The sequence below is a fragment of the Massilia phyllostachyos genome (assembly GCF_021044825.1).
Classification (GTDB): domain Bacteria; phylum Pseudomonadota; class Gammaproteobacteria; order Burkholderiales; family Burkholderiaceae_D; genus Telluria; species Telluria phyllostachyos.
This window is the reverse complement of record NZ_JAJNOC010000001.1, coordinates 678,593-696,127: the sequence shown is the minus strand read 5'-3', so window position 1 is coordinate 696,127 and position 17,535 is coordinate 678,593. Positions and strand designations below refer to the sequence as shown.

Below are 17,535 nucleotides of genomic sequence, written 5' to 3'. Positions count from 1 at the left end.
CACGCTGACATGCGCCTGATTTTCGATTTCCACGCCCCGCAAGCCGCGCCCGCCCAGGACACGGCGCTGCTGCGCACCCTGGCGCTCAACCTCGCGCAATCCCTGTCGCGCGGCCAGTACCAGGGCCGTGACCAGCACGACATCCACGTGGCCGTCAGCAGCCGCCACCCGAGCGACGTCGACGTGCTGCGCCACGCCTTCGAGAACGTGCTGGCGGCGGGGCGCTTCCACGTCTACGCCCAGCCGAACGGCGCCGATCCCTTCGCGCGCCATAGCGCGGCGACGCTGCGCGCCGGCTTCCTGGCCGCCTTGCATGCGGATCTCGTCGTCAGCATGTGGCAGCCCGATGGCGGCGCCACGAACGTGCTGGGCGTCGCCGACGCGGCGGCCGTGCTGGGCGCCACGCGCCAGCAGCAGGCCTGCTTGCGCGCCGCCGCACTGGTGCTGGCGCCGGATGCGGAATCCGCGCGCCGCCTGGACGCCGCGCTGGCGCCGGCGCCGGTGGTCGGCATGGACGATGTCGCCGCCGTCTGGCGCGCGCTCGAGAAGACACCGGCGTCCCTGCCCGCGCCCGACAAACCCGCCAGAGCGCGCCTGGCCCTGGTCTCGCCGCTGCCGCCCGAGCACTCCGGCATCGCCGACTACAGTTCCGAACTGCTGCTGGAGCTGGAACGCCATTACGAGGTCGAGCTGGTGCTGACCCCTGGCGCCACGCCGGACCCTTCCCTCGCGCGCTTCCCCCAGCGCGACGCCGCGTACTTCGAGCGCCATGGCGGGTCCTACGACCGCGTGCTCTACCACTTCGGCAATTCGAACGTGCACAAGCACATGTTCGCGCTGCTGCGCCGCCATCCGGGAACCGTGGTCCTGCACGACTTTTACCTCAGCGGTGTGCTGGACAATATGGAACGCGACGGCGACGTGCCGGAAGCCTTCCTCCAGGCCTTGTATGCCTCGCATGGCTACACTGGCCTGCACTACCACGCGGAACACGGCCGCAACCCAAGCATCTGGCAGTACCCCTGCAACAAGGAAGTGCTGGACCGCGCCGCCGGCGTGATCGTCCACAGCGACTTCTCCTGCCGCCTCGCCGAACAGTGGTACGGCCCGGGCGCCGCCGACGGCTGGCGCACCATCCCGCTGCTGCGCGGCCAGGTGGCGCAGGACGCCGACCATGCGGCAGCACGCGCCCAGGCGCGCGCCCACCTCGGCCTGGCCGAAGGCGACTACGTCGTCAGCTCCTATGGCATGCTGGGCCCGACCAAGCTGAATCACCGCCTGCTCGACGCCTTCCTGGCCTCGCCCCTGGCGCGCGACCCGCATTGCAAGCTGGTGTTCGTCGGCGCCAACGATCCGGGCCAGTACGGCATCGAACTGCTGCGGAGAATCGCCGCCAGCGAAGCCGCCGCCCGCATCACCATCACGGGTTTCGTCAGCGCCGCCGACTACCAGCACTGGCTGGCCGCCAGCGACTGCGCGGTCCAGCTGCGCACCCAGACCCGCGGCGAGACCTCGGCCTCGGTGCTCGATTGCCTGATGCACGGCCTGCCTGCGATCGTCAATGCGCACGGCGCCAGCGCCGACCTGCCGCCCGATACGCTGTGCATGCTGCAGGACAGCTTCGAAGACGCGGAATTGTCCGCCGCCCTGGGCGACCTGCACGCATCGACCGAGCGCCGCCAGGCGCTGGCCGCGGCCGGCCGCGCCCACATCGCGCGCCACCATGCGCCAGGCGCCGTCGGCGCGCTCTACGTCGAGGCCATCGAAGCCTTTGCGCGCACCAGCGCGCCGGCCCTGCGCCGCCAGCTGGTCGCGACCCTGGCCGCGCCGGACGCCCCGCGTCCGCCGCACGACGCCGCCCTGGTCGACACCGCCGCCATGATCGCCGCGAACACCCCGGCGAGCGCGCCGCGCCAGCTGCTGGTCGACATCTCGGCGCTGGTGCAGGCCGACTACAAAACCGGCATCCAGCGCGTGGTGCGCAGCATCGTGCTGGCGCTGGTCAAGGAACCGCCGCCGGGCTACCGCATCGAGCCGGTGTACAGCGACGGCGGCAACCGCGCCTACCGCTACGCGCGCCGCTTCAGCTGCGCCATGCTGGGTGCGCCCGCCTTGACCATCGAGGACGCGCCGATCGAAGCGCGTCCCGGCGACACCTTCCTGGGCCTGGACCTCGCCACCAATATGACGACCCAGAACCAGCAGCAGCTGCTCGGCCTGCGCCGCAAGGGCGTGGCGATCTGGTTCACAGTCTACGACCTGCTGCCCCTGCTGCGCCCCGACTGCTTCCCCTTCGGCGCGCAGAAGTACTACGGCGACTTCATCGACACCATCTCGCTGGTCGCCGACGGCATCGTCACGATCTCGCGCGCGGTGGCCGACGAGACCCAGGAATGGCTGGCGGGCCGCCCCAACCGGCGCCTGTCTCCGTTAAAACTGTCGTGGTTCCACTTGGGCGCCGACATCGACAACAGCGTGCCCAGCACCGGCATGCCGGACAATGCCGAACACGCCTTCGCCGCGATGCGCGCCGCGCCGTCGCTGGTGATGGTCGGCACGCTGGAGCCGCGCAAGGGCCAGGCCCAGGCGCTGGCCGCCTGCGAGCTGCTGTGGGCCAAAGGCGTCGACGTCAACCTGGTCATCGTCGGCAAGAACGGCTGGCTGGTCGACGCGCTGGCCGAGCGCCTGGAAAAGCACCCGCAGCGCGAGCAGCGCCTGTTCTGGTTCAACGGCGTCTCCGACGAAATGCTCCTGAAACTGTACGACCACAGCGCCGCCCTGCTGGCCGCCAGCGAAGGCGAAGGCTTCGGCCTGCCGCTGATCGAGGCGGCCCAGAAGGGCTTGCCGATCATCGCGCGCGGGATTCCCGTGTTCCGCGAAGTGGCGGGCGAACACGCCTTCTACTTCGAGGGCGGCAAGCCGGAAGACCTGGCGCAGGCCATCGAAGCCTGGCTGGCGCTGCACGCGGCCGGCAAGGCGCCGCCGTCGAAGGAAATGCCGTGGCTGACCTGGCGCCAGAGCGCGCGCCAGCTGATGGAAGCGGTGCTGTACAACCGCCACCACGCGGTGGCCGGCGGCGAGAAGATGGCGCCGCAGCTGCTGGTCGACGTCTCGGCCATGGTGCGCGAAGACCTCAAGACCGGCATCCAGCGCGTGGTGCGCGCCCAGCTGCTCGAACTGCTGCGCGGGCAGGGCCGCGACTACCAGGTGCTGCCGATCTACCTCAGCGACGAGGGCGGCTACTGGCATTACCGCTATGCGCGGCGCTACCTGCACCAGCTGGTCGGCACCGTCGGCGACGGCGTGCACGACGAGGAAGTCCACGTCTCCGGCGGCGACGTGTTCTACAGCCCGGACGTGTTCCCCGGCCCGATGGCCGAAGCCGCGCGCCTGGGCCTGTACCGGCGCTGGCGCGAACAGGGCGTGCGCGTGCATTTCCTGGTGCACGACATCCTGCCGGTGCTGCGTCCCGACTTCTTCCCGCCCGGGGCGGATGCCGATTTCGCGCGCTGGCTGCGCGCGGTCGGCGGCGAGGCCGACGTGCTGGTCTGCATCAGCGCGGCGGTCGCCGATGAAACCCGCGACTGGCTGGCCGGCCAGGACCTGGGACGTCCGCTGCCGGCATTCCAGGTGCTGCACCACGGCGCCGACATCACTGCTTCGCAGCCGAGCACCGGCCTGCCGCCGGATGCGGACAAGGTGCTGGCCGACATCGCCAGCTCGCCGAGCTTCCTGATGGTCGGCACCGTCGAGCCGCGCAAGGGCCACGCCCAGGCGCTCGACGCCTTCGAGCAGCTATGGGCGGATGGCGAGAACGTGCGCCTGGTGATCGTCGGCCACGAAGGCTGGAAGGGCTTGCCGGACACCAGCCGCCGCACCATCCCGGCGATCGCCAAACGCCTGCGCAACCATCCGGAACTGGGCAAGCGCCTGGTCTGGCTGCAGGGCATCAGCGACGAATACCTGGATCGCGTGTATGCGGCCGGCGCCTGCCTGCTGTTCGCCAGCGAAGGTGAAGGTTTCGGCCTGCCGCTGATCGAGGCGGCGCGCCACGGCGTGCCGCTGCTGGCGCGCGACATCCCCGTGTTCCGCGAAGTGGCGGGGGAGCACGCCCACTACTTCAGCGGCAGCGCGGGCGCCGATTTGGCCGCGGCGTTGCGCGACTGGCTGCGCCTGCATGCGGACGGCGGCCATCCTGCGCCGCACGGCATCCCGGCGCGCAGCTGGGCCGACAATGCACAAGAGCTGGTGCGTACGCTGTTCCCGCAGGCGGCTGCCACGCCATGACGATGACGACGCAGCGGCCGCGCCACGCCTGGCGCTTCCCCGTCCTGCTGGCCCTGGTGCTGGCGGCGCTGGCCGCGCGCGTCGATCCGCTGTACTACGGCGACGTGGTCGAGTACATGGTGAACACCGTCGCCATCGCCGACCACGGCACGCCCGACATCCGGACCCAGGACGTGGCGCGCATGCGCACGCTGCTGCCCGGCCTCTTCGTCGAGCCCTACGACCAGCTCGAACAGGGCCTGCGCGACGCGGCGGCGCCGCTGCTGACCGGCTTCGTGCGCGGCCGCGATGGCGACGTCTTCGCGATCCACTTCTTCGGCTACCCGCTGCTGGCGGCCGCGCCCTTCAAGCTGTTCGAGGCGCTCGGCCTGCCGCCCTTCAAGGCCTTCGTGGCCCTGCATGCGGCGGCGCTGTTCGTGCTCGGCCTGGCGCTGCGCCGTTTCCTGCGGTCCGACCTGCGCGCCTGGATCGGCGTCGCGCTGTTCATGCTGTCCGGCGGCGTGCTTTACCTTCGCTGGATCAATCCGGAATTCGTCAGCGCCTCGCTGCTACTAGCGGGCCTGCTGTTCTTCGGCAGCGGCGCGCCCATGGTCGGCAGCGTGCTGGCGGGGATCGCCGCCCAGCAGAACCCGACCATCTTCCTGTTCTTCGGCTTCGCGCCGCTGTTCAAGCTGGCGCTCGATTACGACCGTGCGCTCGGCTTCAATGCCAACCTGCGCGCCCTCCTCACCCGCCGCACGCTTGCGGGACTGGCGGCCGGCATCGCCGTGTTCGCGATGCCGCCAATGTTCAACCTGTGGCAGTTCGGCGTGCCGAACATCATCGCCAAGCTGTTCTCGGATGCGAGCCTGATCGGCCCTACGCGCCTGGTCTCCTTCTACTTCGACCTGAACCAGGGCATGATCATCGGGATTCCAGGCGTGGCGCTGGCGCTGCTGTGGCTGGGCCGGCGCGCCCCCGGGCTGCCGCTGGTGGCGCTGCTGTTCACCCTGGCGCTGGCGCTGCCGACGATGGCGGTCCTGAACTGGAATTCGGGCGCGGCCGGCGTCATGCGCTACGCCTTCTGGGCCAGCATGGCCTTCGTGTTCGCGCTGCTGGCGCTCCTGCGCGACCTCGCGCGCTGGCCGCGCGTCCTGCTCGGCGCCGTGGCGGCGATCCAGCTGGCGGCGATGCTGCACGGCGGCAGCTACAGCTATATCGACTTCAGCCCGGCCGCGCGCCTGGTGCTGGCGCACGCGCCGCGGTTCTACCACCCGGAACCGGAAATCTTCGGCGAGCGCGCCACCCGCCAGGACAACAACACCATCAGCCCGGGCCAGGTCTATACCTACCGCCAGGGCGATGCCATCATCAAGACGCTGGTCAACGACGCCAATCCGAATGCATGTGGCGCGGGCACGGCGCTGGCGCCGGACCTGCCGCAGGTGACCAGCATGCACGGCTGGCGCTACATCGACGGCCCGCTGCGCTGCGTGCCCGCACTTCCCAACTCACCATGAACTCACTCGCTCCCCCAATCGTGAACGCTCCCGCCGCTACCCACACCGCCCCGATCGCGGTGGTGATCCCGAGCTACAAGGTCACCCGCCATATCCTCGGCGTGATCGCCGGCGTCGGGCCGGAAGTCACGCGCATCTACGTGGTCGACGACAAATGCCCCGACCATAGCGGCGACTACGTGCGCGCCAACTGCCAGGACCCGCGCGTGACCGTGCTCGAACATCTTGAAAACCAGGGCGTGGGCGGCGCCGTCATGACCGGCTACCGCGCCGCGATCGCCGACGGCATGAAGGTGATCGTCAAGATCGACGGCGACGGCCAGATGGACGGCTCGCTGATCCCGGCCTTCGTGGCGCCGATCCTGGCGGGCGAAGCCGACTACACCAAGGGCAACCGCTTCTTCAACCTGGAGCGCCTGGGCGCGATGCCGCCGATCCGCCTGTTCGGCAACGCGGTGCTGTCCCTGATGACCAAGCTGTCCTCCGGCTACTGGGACCTGTTCGACCCGACCAACGGCTACACCGCGATCCACGCCGACGCCGCGCGCTTCCTGCCCTTCGAGAAGATCAGCAAGCGCTACTTCTTCGAGTCGGACATGCTGTTCCGCCTGAACATCCTGGGCGCGGTGGTCACCGACGTGCCGATGGACGCCGTCTACGGCGACGAGGTCAGCAACCTGAAGGTGTCGAAGGTCGTCACCGAATTCTTCGGCAAGCACGTGCGCAACCTCGGCAAGCGCATCTTCTACAACTACTACCTGCGCAATATGTCGCTGGCCTCGCTCGAGCTGCCGCTCGGGATCCTGCTGGCCGGCTTCGGCGCCGTGTATGGCGTGATGCACTGGATCGCCTCGGCGCGCTCGAACGTCGAGACGCCGGCCGGCACCGTGATGCTGGCCGCCCTGCCGGTGATCATGGGCGTGCAGCTGATCCTGGCCTTCCTGGCCTACGACATCGCCGCCGTGCCGCGCCGTCCGCTGCACAAGAAGACCCTGTTCCGCAGCAAGCCATGACCGCCGCTTCGCTCGCTTCCAAGTTCATGACGCGCCAGTTCGCCCTCTTCGTGACGGGCGGCCTGATCTGCGCGCTGGCCGACGTCGGCCTGATGCAGCTCCTGATCGGGTCCGGCGTGCCGGCCACCGCCGCGGCCACCGCCGGCTTCGCGGCCGGCCTGCTGGTCAACTACGCCTTCCACAGCCGTGTTACCTTCAATGCTGCGGCCAATCCGGCGAATTTCGCGCGCTATCTGTGCGTGGTCGGTGTCAATTACCTCCTGACCATTGCTTGTGTAGCGCTGGGACAGGCCATCTTCGACAATCCGCTGGTCGGGAAGATCGTCTCGCTGCCGCTGGTGGCGGCGAACGGCTACCTGCTCGGCAAATACTGGATCTTCAAGTGATGGTATTCCGCTTCGCACCCGTCCAGCACGACCCCGCCATCCTGGCGCAGTACGGCGCCCTGTTCGCCGCCTGCTTCCCCGGCACCGACAAGTTCACCCCCGCCTACCTCGACTGGCTGTACCTCGCCAACCCGGACGGCGCGGCGGTCGGCTACGACGCCTGGGACGGCGAGCGCCTGGCGGCCCACTACGTCTGCGTGCCGGCGCGCGCCTGGGTCGAGGGGCAGGAAGTGCGGGTGCTGCTGTCGCTGAACACGGCCACCCATCCCGACTACCAGGGCAAGGGATTGTTCACCAAGCTGGCCGCGATGACCTACGAGGCCGGCGCCGCCCAGGGCTTCGACGGCGTGTATGGGGTCGCCAACGCCAACAGCACGCCGGGCTTCGTGCGCAAACTCGGCTTCCAGCTGGTGCGGCCGCTGGAGGCGCGCATCGGGCTCGGATCGCTGGGCCATACCACCAAGGCGCAGGCGGCCACGCTCTCGTTCGAGCGCAGCTGGAGCCCGGAAGCGCTGGCCTGGCGCTGCGCCAATCCGCACAACCGGGTCGCGCGGCGCAACGGCGGCGCGCGCCTGCAGTTCCACGCGGCCGCGGTCGGCGTTGTGCCGGCCTATGCCGAGCTGGATGCGCGCAGCTTCCCGGCGGGCACCGTCGACGGCCACGGCCCCGCGGCTTCGCCGCTGCGCCTCTTCATCGGCCTGGCGCCGGACGCCGCGGCCAGCTACTGGAACTACGCCAGCATCCCGCAGCGCCTGCGTCCTTCGCCGCTGAACCTGATCTGGCGCGCATTTACCCCGCGCACGCCCCAGCTGGACCCGGCGCGCATCCAGTTCACCTTCCTCGACTTCGATGCCTACTGATACGGCCCCGGTGGCGCTGTTCCTGTTCGCCCACCAGGACGACGAGTTCGGCGTATTCCAGCGCATCCTCGACTACCGCTCGCGCGGCGTGCGGGTGGCCTGCGCCTACCTGACCGACGGCCAGACCGCCAGCGCCAGCGCGGCGCAGCGCAACGCGGAGTCGCTCGCCGTGTTGGCCAGGCTCGGGGTGGAGGCGAGCGACGTGTTCTTCGCCGGCGGCGAGCTGGGCATCGGCGACGCCCGCCTGCCGCTGAATCTGCAAGCAGCGGCCGATTGGATCGGGCGCTGGTTCGACAGCTTTACCGCGATCGAGGCGGTCCACGTCACCGCCTGGGAGGGCGGCCACCACGACCACGATGCCCTGCATGCGCTCACCGTGACCCTGGCCGCCCGGCGCGGCCTGCTGGCGCGCACCTGGCAGTTCTCGCTGTACCAGGCCAAGAACCTGGGTGGACCCTGGTTCCGCGTGCTGGCGCCGCTCCTCGAGAACGGTCCGGCCCAGGCCATTCGCATCCCCTGGGCACAACGGCGGCGGCACCTGAAAGCCTGTCTGTCCTATCCTTCGCAGCGCAATACCTGGCTGGGCCTGTTCCCCTTCGTGCTGCTGCACTACCTGCTGCGCGGCGTCGAGCAGGTGCAGGGTGTCGACCCCGCGCGCCTGAACGAGCGGCCGCATGCCGGCGCGCTGTACTACGAGAAGCGCAAGTTCTTCACCTGGCCCGAGATGCAGTCGGCATTGGCAGCCTGGCGCACCACCCTTTCCACCTAATGCATAGCAAGAGGCTCACACCGATGATCCCGAACGACGCCACCCGGCGCAGCCCCACCTGGCCACTGGCCCTGCTCCTCTCGCTGGCCGTCGTGGCCTGGTTCGTCTACCAGCGCAACCACGGCCTGCACCCGACGGTCTTCGCCGACGAGTGGTACTACAGCAGGATGGCGCGCCTGGTGCCGCTGGCCGATGCGATCGTGCCCTCCTACTTGTACCTGTGGATCTTCGGCGCCAGCGCGTCCTGCGGCGACGGCTTCCTCGAATGCGTCCGCGCCGGCAACCTCGCCTTTTATCTGGCCGGCTCGCCCTTCGTCTACCTGACCGCGCGCCGCTTCACCTCTGCCCCCGTCTCCTTCTTCCTGGCCCTGCTGGCGGCGCTGGCGCCGCTGAACGTCTACACCGCCTACTTCATGCCGGAGGCGACCTATTACTTCGGCTTCTGCGTGCTGGCCTGGATCGCGCTGACGCGCACCGGCTGGCATCCGGTCCTGTACGCGCTGGCGGCCGGCGTCGTGCTGGGCGCCATGAGCCTGGTGAAGGTGCACGCCATCTTCCTGCTGCCGGCCATCGTGCCCTTCCTGCTGTACGCCAGCTGGGACCGCGGCGGCGCCTGGTTCCTGCGCGGCGTGCTGATGGCGCTCGTCGCCACGGCGGCCACCTTCGCCATGAAATTCGGCCTCGGCTGGCTGCTGGCCGGCGAGGCGGGCCTGAGCCTGCTCGGGCCCTTCTACCAGGGCGGCGTGGGCGGCGGCTCGCGCCTGAAACTGATCGCGCCGGCCTTCATCAACGGCCGCGCCCACCTGGCGATCCTCACCATGCTGTACGGCGTGCCGCTGGCGATCCTGCTGTACGAGCTGTGCACCCGATCCCTGCGCGCGCGCGGCGACGCCCGCAATCTGCTGCACGTGTTCGTGTTCCTGACCCTGGGCGCGGCCGCCGGCCTGACCGTGGTCTACACCGCCAGCCTGGCGGCGCCCGGCAGCAACGAAGGCCTGCGCATGCACCTGCGCTACTACAGCTTCGTGTTCCCGCTGCTGTACATCGTCGCGGCCGCCGCCATGCACGTGCGCGCCCCCGATGCCCCGGCGGTGCGCGAATGGCCGCGCCTGCGCTGGGCGCTGGTGCTGGTGATGGCGGCGCTGCTGGTGTTCGCGCTGCTGCGCCTGCACACCTATGCGCTCAACACCGTCGACGGCCCGGACATCGGCGGCATCGACCTCACCGGCCCCGCCGGCCGCATCCTGATGGCGCTGCAGTTGGCCCTGCTGGTGACCTGGGCTGCGCGCAAGCGCATCGCCGCGCCCCTGTTCGTGTTCGTGGCGCTGCCGGCCGCGCTGTGGGCCGGCCACGTGGGCTCCGATAAATACCTGCAGGCGCACCGCCCGCCGGGCCAGGCCGACCTGGCCGGCAAGTACGTCAGCAGCGTGGTCCCGCGCGCCGAACGCGGCAGCGTGGTGGTAGCCGGCGACGACATGGGCCTGATCATGCGCGCCCAGTTCCAGATCGACCATCCGGACAGCGTGCCGATGCTGCTCGACAAGCCGGGTCCGCTGCCCGAATACCTGATGCCGATCAACAAGAAGTGGATCGTCCTGCTCGGCGCCAACAACTCTCTGCCGACCAGCCTGACGCCGGCCCTGCGCACGCCCCACTACACGGTGGTGCGCCTGCCCGACCCGGATCCCGCGCTCGGCCGCATGCCGCTCTCCACCGAGCCGGACGGCAAGTTCGTGACGAAGCTGGAAGGCCTGTCGCATGCCGAACCCTGGGGCCGCTGGTCGGACGCCAAGCAGGTCGTGATCCACTTCGCCGAGCCGCTGCCGCGCCGCGTCGGCGTGGTGCTCAACGCCCGCGCCTTCGACGACAACGCCGACCTGCCCTTCAAGGCCACGCTGGGCGGGGTCGAGAAGGAATTCCGGATCGGCTGGCACCTGCAGGAAATCGGCCTGCACTTCGACACCGACGGCAGCGCGCGCACCCTGGTGATCGAGGTGCCCAAGCCGGTGTCGCCGGCCGAACGCGGCAACCCGGGCGACCCGCGCAAGCTCGGCATCGGCATCGCCGAGATCACCATCACCGACGGCACCCGCACGGTGCACGCGGCGCGTTGAGCCTCGGCGCACCGCGCCAGGCCAGGCTGCTGCTGGCGCTGGCGCTGGCGGCGGTGTTCGCCTGGCTGCTGCACCGCAACCTCGGCCTGAACCCGGCGATCTTCGCCGACGAGTGGTACTACTCGCGGATGGCGCGCCTGCAGCCGCTGTCCGAGGCCGTGGTGCCGTCCTACCTCTACCTGTGGCTGTTCCGCACCACGCTGGTGTGCGGCGACGGCTTCCTCGACTGCGTCCGGATCGGCAACGCCCTGTTCTTCGTGGGCGGCGGCCTGCTGTTCTACCTGGCCGCGCGCACGGTCCTGCCACGCCTGGCGGCGCTGGGTGTGGCCGTGGCCGGCCTGCTGGCGCCGACCAATGTGTACACCGCCCTGTTCATGCCGGAAGCCAGCTATTACTTCGGCTTCGCCGCCCTCAGCTGGGTGGCCCTGCGGCCGTCGACCTGGACGCCTTTGCGGCGCGCGCTGGTGGCCGGCCTCGTGGTCGGCCTGATGAGCCTGGTGAAAGTGCACGCCCTGTTCCTGATGCCGGCCCTCGCGCTGTTCCTGGCGCTGGATGCGTGGCTGGCCGGCGGCCCGGCGCGCCTGCGGCAAGCCCTGGGCGCCGCGCTGGCCGCGCCGCTGGCGGGCCTGGCGGTGAAGTTCGGCCTCGGCTGGCTGCTGGCGGGCGCGCCGGCCCTGAACCTGTTCGGCAGCCTGTACGCCAGCGCCGCCTCGCCCTCGGGCGAGGGCTCGGCGCTGCGCCTGCTGGCGCCGGCCTTCATCAACTTCCGCGGCCACCTGATGGCGCTGACCGTGCTGGCCAGCCTGCCGCTGGCGATGTTGCTGCACCTGCTGCTCAGCCATGCGGCCCTGCGGCGGACGGATGCGCCGCTGGCGCGCCTGCAGCTGTGGACCTTCCTGATGCTGGGCTCGGCCGCGGGCCTGACGGTCGCGTTCACCGCGTCGATCTCGGCCATGAACCCGGCGGAGGCGCTGCGCCTGCACCTGCGCTACTACAACTTCGTGCTGCCGCTGCTGTTCACGCTGGCGGCGGTGGTGCTGGTGCGCCCGGGCGCGCCGCTGCCGTCCAGCGCGCGCCGCACCGCCTGGCTGGTCGCCGCCGGCCTGCTGGGCGTGCTCGCCTTCGCCGTCTGGCGCCTGCCGACCTATGTGGTCAGCCCGGTCGACGCGCCGGAACTGGCCGGCGTCAGCCTGCAGGGCGGCGCCGGCCAGCTGCTGGTGCTGGTGAGCGCGGTGGCGCTGATCCTGTGGGCGCGCGGCAGCAGCCATGCGGCGCGCATCTACCTGTTCCTGGCGCTGCCGCTGCTGCTGTTCCAGGGCGCGCGCGCGAGCGACGCCTTCCTCGGCCAGCTGCGCGGCGGCTGGCCGGCCGACCATGGCGGCCGCTTCGCCCACCAGCAGGTTCCGGCCAGCGAGCGCAACGACATCACGGTCGCCGCCACCGGCATCCTCGAATTGATGCGCGCCCAGTTCCACGTCGACGCCCCCGACTCCGGCATGCTCGAGCTGGAACCTGGCGCGCCGATCCAGGACTACCAGCTGCCGGTGCGCAAGCGCTGGCTGCTGGTGATCGGCGAGCACCCGCTGCCGGCCGGCGTGACGCCGTGGAAGACCGGCCCCGGCTTTGCGCTGGTGCGCCTGCCGCGCAACCGCGCCCCGCTAGTAGGCAGCTTCGCCATGGCCCAGCCCTTCGGCGGCCTGGTGAGCGCGGCGCGCGGCCTGTCCTACGCCGAGCCCTGGGGCCGCTGGTCGGATGCCGGCCGGGTCGAGCTGGATTTCAGCCGGCCGCTGCCGCGGGAGGCGCTGCTCGTGATGCGGGTGCAGGCCTTCGGCCCCAACACCGCCCTGCCCTTCACCCTGCAGGTGGGGAGCGAGACCCGCAGCTTCCGGGTCGGCCCATCTCCCCAGGAAGTGCAGTTCCGCGTGCGGACCGACGGCGCCCGGCGCGGCCTGGCGATCACGGTGCCGCAAGCGGCGTCGCCGCGTGCGCTGACCGGGATGGGCGACGTGCGCACCCTCGGCATCGGCATCACCGACATCGCCATCTTCGACGCCGCGCCGCCGCAGTCGCCTTGATCCGCCACGAGCCCAGCAGGCTGTGTGAAGTCACGAACGGAGTACAAGGCGGCGTCCGGGTAAAGTGAAAGCGTGACAGCCCCGTCGCTATTGCGCGGCGGGCGGCGCTTCCCAGGATTCCCCAATGGCAACCGGACAGGACAAGGACGAACACCTCGACAGCCCGCTCGACGTGCAGGGCGACGGCCAGAGCGCCGGCGTGCACGCGCGCGGCGAGGTCGAGGGCAATTCCGTCACGCCGACCGGCGGCCCCGGCATCAACCACTGGCAGGCCAGCTACATCGGCGCGCCCGGCCTCGACGACCGCGGCAACATCTTCTTCGCCGCCGTCGAGATGACGCGCATGCCGATGGTGGTCACCGACCCCAACCAGGAAGACAACCCGATCGTGTTCGTCAACGGCGCCTTCCTCGACCTCACCGGCTACAAGGAAGAAGAAGTCCTGGGGCGCAACTGCCGCTTCCTGCAGGGCCCCGATTCCGATCGCGCCACCGTCGCCGAGGTGCGCAAGGCCCTCGAGGAACAGCGCGCCGTCTCGGTCGACCTGCTCAACTACAAGGCCTACGGCGAAGCGTTCTGGAACGCCCTGTTCATCGGCCCCATCTTCGACCAGCACGGCAAGCTGCTCTACTTCTTCGCCTCGCAGATGGACATCACCGAACGCCGCAGCGCGCTGGAATCGAACCTGCAGGCGCAGAAGATGGAAGCGATCGGCCAGCTCTCGGCCGGCATGGCCCACGATTTCAACAACCTGCTGCAGGTCATCAACGGCAACCTGGAACTGGCCAACCTCACGGCCGGCAAGACCCCCGCCGCCGAACCGATCCGGCGCGCCCAGCGCGCCACCATGCAGGCCGGCAAGCTCACCCAGCAACTGCTCAGCTTCGCGCGTAAGCAGCGCCTCGAGCAGAAGCCGATCAGCCTGAACAGCCTGGTGATGGAGTTTTCCGACATGCTGGTGCGCACGCTCGGCAAGGAAGTCGAGCTGCGGCTCGATTTGCGCCCCGGCCTGCCGACCTGCTCGCTCGACCCGACCTACCTCGAGATGGCGCTGCTGAACGTCGTCATCAATGCGCGCGACGCCATGCCGCAGGGCGGCGTGGTGACGGTGGGCACCTCGGTCGTGAGCGAAGCGCGGCGCGGGGCCAACCGGCTGCCGCCGGGCGACTATGTGTCGGTCTGCATCGCCGACGAGGGCGAAGGCATGACGCCGGACGTCGCCAAGCGCGCCACCGAACCCTTCTTCACCACCAAGGGCCTGGGCACGGGCCTGGGCCTGGCGATGGTGCACGGCTTCGTGCAGCAGTCGCAGGGCCGGCTCGAGATCGACAGCGAGCCTGGCCAGGGCACGCGGGTGCGCATGATGTTCCCGGTGGCGCGCCACGAAGCCCGCGACGAGGACGGCGGCACGGACCTCGCCAGCCTGGCCGACGCCGCCGGCCGCAAGTGCCGCATCCTGGTGGTGGAAGACAACCCCGACGTGCGCGAACTGGCCGAAGCCATGCTGGCCGCGGCCGACTACGAGGTGGTGTCGGCGCCCAGCGGCGAGACCGCGCTGGCGCTGTTGCAACGGGAATCGGTCGACCTGCTGTTCACCGACGTCATCATGCCGGGCGGGATGAACGGGCTGCAGCTGATCGAGCAGGTGCACGCGACCACGCCAAGCATGCCGGTACTGGTGACGACGGGGTATATGGACGAATTGCCGGCGCGCGGCTCGAAAGGGCAGGCGCTGGAGGTGCTGGCCAAGCCCTACGACCACCAGGAGCTGCTGGATCGGGTGCATGCGGCGCTGCACGGGCGCCGCGCCGCCTGATTACGCCCGAACCGGAATCGGGATTCGAATCACGGTGATGCTTCCCGTGCGGCTTCTCAACTCCCAACTATCACCGCGTGGGCGGGGGACCCGCCCACCCTACGGAAATGCAGCCGTCAGGCCGTGGTACGCGGCCCGCCACCGAGCAGGAAGGCCAGCTTCTGCTTGCCCTGCTTGGCCGGCGCCGCCGGCGCGGTGACGGTCTCGCGACGCGCGGCGGTCGACGGCTCGTAGGGCTTGAGGAACCACGGATCGACCTTCTCGCGGCGCGGCGTCGGGCTGTAGCCATTGTTGTAGCCGCCACGTGCCGGACGCTCGCCGCGCTCCGAACCACGTCCGCCCGCCTCGTCGCGGCGGCCGCGGCGTTCGCCGCCGAACTCGCGTCCGGATTCACGGCCGCCGTCGCGCGACCCTTCACGCGCACCCTCGCGCCCACGGCTCGACGGCGCCACGAAGCCCGCCAGTTCGCCGCGCGGGATGGTTTGCTTGATCAGCTTCTCGATGTCGGCCAGCAGGCGCTCGTCCTTGTCCGAGTACACCGACAGGGCGTCGCCCGAGGCGCCGGCGCGGCCGGTGCGGCCGATGCGGTGCACGTAGTCCTCGGCGTTGTACGGCAGGTCGTAGTTGATCACGCAGGGCAGGTCCGAGATGTCGAGGCCGCGCGCGGCGACGTCGGTCGCCACCAGCACTTCGACCGCGCCGCCCTTGAAGGCGTCCAGCGCCGCCATGCGTTCCTGCTGGGTCTTGTCGCCGTGGATCGCCGAGGCCTTGATGCCCTTCTGCTCCAGGTGGCGCGATAGGCGCGAGGCGCCGATCTTGGTGTTCGAGAACACGATCACCTGCTTCAGGCCGCGCTCGCGGATGATGTGCTCGACCACGTCGCGCTTGAGGTCTTCCTCGACCTTGTACACGGTCTGGGTGACCTTGTCGGCGGTGGCGTTGCTGCGCGCGACCTCGATCAGCACCGGCTTGTTCAGGAAGCTGTTGGCCAGCTTCTTGATCTCCGGCGAGAAGGTGGCCGAGAACATCAGGTTCTGGCGTGCCTTCGGCAGCAGGTTGATGATGCGCTGCAGGTCCGGCAGGAAGCCCATGTCGAGCATGCGGTCGGCTTCGTCCATCACCAGCATCTGCACCTGGCCCAGGCTGATGTTCTTCTGCTCGACGTGGTCCAGCAGGCGTCCCGGGGTGGCGATGACGATCTCGACGCCGCCCTTCAGGATGGTGGTCTGGCCCTTCATGTCCATGCCGCCGAACACGACGGTCGAGCGCAGCGGGGTGTGGCGGCAGTAGGCCTTGACATTGTCGGCCACCTGCACCGCCAGCTCGCGGGTCGGGGTCAGCACCAGGGCGCGCACCGGGTGGCGCGCCGGCGACATGCTGGCGTTGGCGTGCGCCATCAAGAGCTGAATGATCGGCAGCGAGAAGCCGGCGGTCTTGCCGGTGCCGGTCTGGGCGGCGCCCATGACGTCGCGGCCCTGCAGCACCAGCGGGATGGCCTGGGCCTGGATCGGGGTCGGATGCACATAGCCCTGGTCGGTCAGGGCGCGCAGGATTTCCGGCGCCAGGCCGAGGTCGGCGAAGCGCACGGTCGGCGCCTGGTCGGCGGCTACCTGGACCACCGGCGTATCGTCGCCCATCGGCAGGTTGTCGACCGGATCGGTGCTGGCTTCATTTTGGATATCAGACATTTTCTTTTTCGACAGTATTTCGTTAGCTCTACGGCGCCGCCTGCGGGCACGATGGGGCCTGCGCGGGAAGCTTCCTGAGGGGATGGCGGGCCGGGCGACCGGACCGCTCTGCCGCGAAAGGCGCCGGCGGTACGGGCGCGCGGAGGTAGAGGCACTTTAGCGGGTGACACGATACCTCAAATCCACCCTACTGTATATAAAGTCCTGTTTTCGGGGCCGATTTTCGGCCGGACGGCGCCCATCGTCCACCGTCATCACGGGGTCCAGCCACGCTGCTGGGCGGCGCGTTCGGCCTGCGGGTCGAGCGCCGCGCCGACGATGCGCGCGTCGATCGCAGCCTGCACCGCCGGCGGCGGCACGCTGCCGTCGAGGTAGGCTGCGCCGGCCGGGGCCTGGGCCAGCACGGGAATGGTCCAGCGCCCGTTGCCGCGGCAGGCCAGGCCGGCGCTGGTGTCGACCACGAAGCTGCGGCAATAGCCGCCGTCCTTCGACACGAAGGTGACGCCGATCCGCACGCCGGTCTCGGCCGGGCCCGGGCTGGCCAGCTGCTCGCCGAGGGCGTCGACCAGGCGGCCGCGCGCGACCAGGGCGCCGTCGCCGGCCACCAGCATCACGAGCCGCGGACCGCCCTGCAGTTGCTGCCAGCCGAGCGCGCCGGCCACCAGGCCGGTCGCCAGGGCGGCAGCCAGGGCGCCGCCCACAGCCAGCCAGTGGCGCGCGCGCCAGCCGTGCTGCGCCGATGGCGCGGGCGGCGGCACGGGGCGGCCCGGGCGGATCGCGTCCAGGTGCACCACCTTGGCGCCCTTGGGCGGCAGCTGGCGCTGCGGCTGGCCGCCGTCGTGGTGGCCGTTGGCCGAGACGCTGAAGATGTGGGCGCGCGCTTCGCTGCGGCGGTGCTGGGCGATGCGGGCGGCGAGCACCGGGTCGGCGCGCATCGCCCGTTCGACCGCGGCGCGCGCCGGCTCGGCCAGCTCGCCGTGGAGGTAGGCGATCAGGAGGTCGTCCGAGAATTTCATGGCCGCGGCTTC

11 protein-coding genes are annotated in these 17,535 nt (G+C 70.3%); 9 read left to right on the top strand and 2 right to left on the bottom strand.

Annotated features, from left to right (window positions below):
- Nucleotides 1-9: 9 nt before the first annotated feature.
- The 9 genes from LQ564_RS03045 to LQ564_RS03005 all read left to right on the top strand — a co-directional run bounded on the left by LQ564_RS03045 (nt 10) and on the right by LQ564_RS03005 (nt 14,819).
- The gene (locus LQ564_RS03045) at nt 10-4,287 is read left to right on the top strand and encodes a glycosyltransferase (RefSeq protein ID WP_231056597.1); all 4,278 of its coding nucleotides are present in this window, start codon (nt 10-12) and stop codon (nt 4,285-4,287) included.
- The gene (locus LQ564_RS03040) at nt 4,284-5,786 is read left to right on the top strand and encodes a hypothetical protein (protein ID WP_231056596.1); all 1,503 of its coding nucleotides are present in this window, start codon (nt 4,284-4,286) and stop codon (nt 5,784-5,786) included. Before LQ564_RS03045 ends, LQ564_RS03040 begins: the two co-directional genes overlap by 4 nt.
- A complete protein-coding gene (locus LQ564_RS03035) occupies nt 5,783-6,799 on the top strand; it encodes a glycosyltransferase (RefSeq protein ID WP_231056595.1) in 1,017 nt (338 codons plus the stop codon). Before LQ564_RS03040 ends, LQ564_RS03035 begins: the two co-directional genes overlap by 4 nt.
- Nucleotides 6,796-7,185: a GtrA family protein gene (locus LQ564_RS03030; protein ID WP_231056594.1), complete on the top strand. Its 390-nt coding sequence runs from the start codon at nt 6,796-6,798 to the stop codon at nt 7,183-7,185. The genes LQ564_RS03035 and LQ564_RS03030 overlap by 4 nt, the downstream gene beginning before the upstream one ends.
- A complete protein-coding gene (locus LQ564_RS03025; RefSeq protein WP_231057361.1) occupies nt 7,185-8,045 on the top strand; it encodes a GNAT family N-acetyltransferase in 861 nt (286 codons plus the stop codon). Before LQ564_RS03030 ends, LQ564_RS03025 begins: the two co-directional genes overlap by 1 nt.
- Nucleotides 8,035-8,814, top strand: coding sequence for a PIG-L deacetylase family protein (locus LQ564_RS03020; protein ID WP_231056593.1), 780 nt, complete (start codon nt 8,035-8,037; stop codon nt 8,812-8,814). The genes LQ564_RS03025 and LQ564_RS03020 overlap by 11 nt, the downstream gene beginning before the upstream one ends.
- 23 nt (nt 8,815-8,837) lie before the next feature.
- Complete coding sequence (locus LQ564_RS03015) at nt 8,838-10,928, top strand: DUF7024 domain-containing protein (RefSeq protein WP_231056592.1); 2,091 nt, start codon at nt 8,838-8,840, stop codon at nt 10,926-10,928.
- Nucleotides 10,925-13,003 (top strand): DUF7024 domain-containing protein, encoded by a 2,079-nt coding sequence (locus LQ564_RS03010; protein ID WP_231056591.1) that lies wholly within the window; start codon nt 10,925-10,927, stop codon nt 13,001-13,003. Before LQ564_RS03015 ends, LQ564_RS03010 begins: the two co-directional genes overlap by 4 nt.
- A 124-nt stretch (nt 13,004-13,127) precedes the next feature.
- Complete coding sequence (locus tag LQ564_RS03005; RefSeq protein ID WP_231056590.1) at nt 13,128-14,819, top strand: response regulator; 1,692 nt, start codon at nt 13,128-13,130, stop codon at nt 14,817-14,819.
- Nucleotides 14,820-14,935: 116 nt separating this feature from the next.
- On the opposite strand, the gene LQ564_RS03000 is transcribed toward LQ564_RS03005, so the two are convergent.
- Both LQ564_RS03000 and LQ564_RS02995 read right to left on the bottom strand, forming a co-directional pair.
- Entirely contained in the window at nt 14,936-16,456 is a 1,521-nt protein-coding gene (locus LQ564_RS03000; protein ID WP_231057360.1) for a DEAD/DEAH box helicase, read from the bottom strand.
- Between the two features lie 305 nt (nt 16,457-16,761).
- A complete protein-coding gene (locus LQ564_RS02995; protein ID WP_231056589.1) occupies nt 16,762-17,523 on the bottom strand; it encodes an anti-sigma factor in 762 nt (253 codons plus the stop codon).
- Nucleotides 17,524-17,535: the final 12 nt, after the last annotated feature.